General features: G+C 66.6%; 1 protein-coding gene. It reads right to left on the bottom strand.

Features of this window, described 5'->3' with window-relative positions:
- Nucleotides 1-1,061: 1,061 nt before the first annotated feature.
- Complete coding sequence (locus ABZZ74_RS54130) at nucleotides 1,062-1,253, bottom strand: hypothetical protein (RefSeq protein WP_356951443.1); 192 nt, start codon at nucleotides 1,251-1,253, stop codon at nucleotides 1,062-1,064.
- Between the last annotated feature and the right edge of the window lie 302 nt (nucleotides 1,254-1,555).

A 1,555-nucleotide genomic window follows, 5' to 3' on the forward strand; every position in this document is an offset into this window, starting at 1 on the left:
AGACGGTCTGCCGTTGTGCCGTCAGGGTGCGGCTGGCCTGGTACTTCGGTGCCGAAGCGGCCGGAAGTGCGGGTCGTATGACTCTGTTGAGTCAGGAGCCCAAGGATGATCATGGAGGAACCACCGCATGCGGCGAACATGCGACGCCGCGGGAACACGCGATGGGCAACTCCTGTGTTGCTGTGGGTGCACATACAGCCCGGGGCACCACAGCCAACCAACGCCTGGCTCTCCTGTGGAGCCTCGGGCCGTATGCCCCCGAATATCGCCCGTCTGGCAGGGGGCCCATAACTGTCCGGTGGGCGTTTCCAGCAAGTGGCCCGGAGACCGGACACCCCTCCGGGCCAACTCCCGGAAGGCACGGGCTCAGTAGCCTGGTACCAGGTAACGGTAGACCAAGGCCACCGACATCACCTTGAGATCAATCAAGGACGCGGTCACCTGGTGAACTCCTGGTGACGCTGATGACCGTCACTCCGACGATGACCGCCGATTAACGGTGCCGGGGCAGGCTGCCCCGGCCGCGCGCGGCCCCGCCGACGCGCGCGAGGGGACCGGCGGGCCCCGATCCCCTCGAGGCGCGGCCCGCGTCCCGCCCGCTCCGTCCCACCCCTTCTTCTTCCAGGTGGGGCCGGTCGTGGGGTGCTCTGAGGGGGATGTCAGACCCCCGACCACGCTCCGGTCGGGCGCTCACCAGCGGTGACGGGAACGCCCGCCATGAGGCTGCGCAACGTCTACCGCAACCCTCACCGCAACACCTTGACGCACCTCTACCGCAACACCCTGCCGCAACAGCGCCGTTGCCGCCGCCCGCTGTCCCCCTGCTCCACCGCCCGGACGCTGCATCGGTGCGGCAGTTGTTCAGCACGCACTTCTTCGCATCGGCGGCCGATCATCTACATCGACGCACTGTGGATCAAGATCCGGTCAGGATCCGTCTCCCGCCCGCGCAACAACCTATACGTATGCCACCACCTTGAACCACTCCGGGTTTGATCGAGACTGGCGCGATGGAAGTCGTAGGTTCGGTCAGTCCACGGCGAGTGACGGTGCTGTCCGAACTACGCAACCGCGGAATCGACGACGTCTGCATCGTTCATGAGCTGTGCCCGCGCCTTCAACATGGCCAGCCACACCCCGCGATGATCCCGCGCCGACGTGCCGCAATCCTCCGGCTCACCAGGCAGACACTCCGGCAGGGGGATCTCCCCCACCGCCACCAACGCATCGCGCACCCCCCGCGCCTCGAACACCCACTCCTCCGGGCCCCATGCCGCTCACACCTGCGCACCGACGTTGCCCAGAGGCCTGGCGGGCTGCACAGAGCTGCCGTCCGTGACAGACAGGAAGCACGGGTCATATGACTCTGTTGAGTCAGGAGCCCAAAGGTGATCATGAAGAAACCACAGCATGTGGGGCCGCGAATACGCGGTGGTCAACTCATGTGTTGCGGTGGGGCGCACATACGGCCCGGGGCACGCCGGCCCTCCCCCGTTGCCTCGGGCCGTATGCCCCGAATATCGCCCGTCTGGCAGTCCCATAACTGTCCGGTGGG

The sequence above is a fragment of the Streptomyces sp. NPDC006476 genome, assembly GCF_040612015.1.
Lineage (GTDB): Bacteria > Actinomycetota > Actinomycetes > Streptomycetales > Streptomycetaceae > Streptomyces > Streptomyces griseorubiginosus_B.